Source organism: Bacillus sp. 05T31 (assembly GCF_056396725.1).
Window position 1 is genome coordinate 1 of sequence record NZ_JBFTMA010001126.1, and the last position, 857, is coordinate 857.

Annotated in this window: 1 protein-coding gene; it reads right to left on the minus strand. The window is 31.0% G+C overall.

Annotated elements, in window-relative coordinates; genetic code table 11:
• Nucleotides 1-296: 296 nt before the first annotated feature.
• The coding region (locus AC1DJR_RS31815; RefSeq protein WP_477004452.1) for a cyclic nucleotide-binding domain-containing protein at nt 297-857 on the minus strand (561 nt) is incomplete at its 5' end.

Consider the following 857-nt stretch of genomic DNA (forward strand, 5'->3'; position numbering starts at 1 on the left):
TTTCGATACAAAAAACTTTCTCAACAAAAAATTATAATTTTCAGTTTTTTATTTCATAAAAATCTATTATACTAAAGCTAATAAACGTTTGAAATGTTTGACCTCTCCTAATTCATGTACATATGGATGATCAGTAGCTGTTGCTACTGATCTATTTTTTTGCTACACAATATATCTCCAAAATATAAAAGAGTAGTTCTTTATTTTATTCGCCAAGTCCTTAACTCAACTTTCCAATCTAATAAAGGATTTTTTAGTACTTCTAATCCTAAACCCGTTCCTCATAAAATATTATTCTATTTATAAACATCCGCCGCCAATTCCCGCAAAACATCTACATTCATCACTTCAAAACAACCACTGCTTTTCTTTATAATTTCTTTATCACAAAAAACATTTAATGTACGTAATAAATGCCGATAACTCGTYCCTAACAATTCAGCTRTTTCCGTTAAATTCCCACTAAAYACAATTCTATTTCCRTGCTGAACAGTGCGTTCCCCTGCTGCTAACATGTAACTTGCAAGTCGATTTTCAAGTGGATACAGTAAATTAATTGTACTATTTTTTGAAAGTCGATTTAATTTATGGGCTAAAGAACCGCAAATACATCTCAAAAATTTCGCATCRTGAAATAATTGGTTTCTCACTTTCCCTAAAGGTAGCCCAACACAATACGAATCTGCCATCACTTGTACGTTTGAAGCAGTTTTTTGAGAATGAATTAACTCCACATCTCCTAGTAACTGCAAACTATCATAAAAACATAATAATACCGATTTCCCGTTACTTAATGTGTTAAACGCTTTCGCTTTTCCTTCAACAAAAAAATATAAATAATCTATCTCTTCATTTTC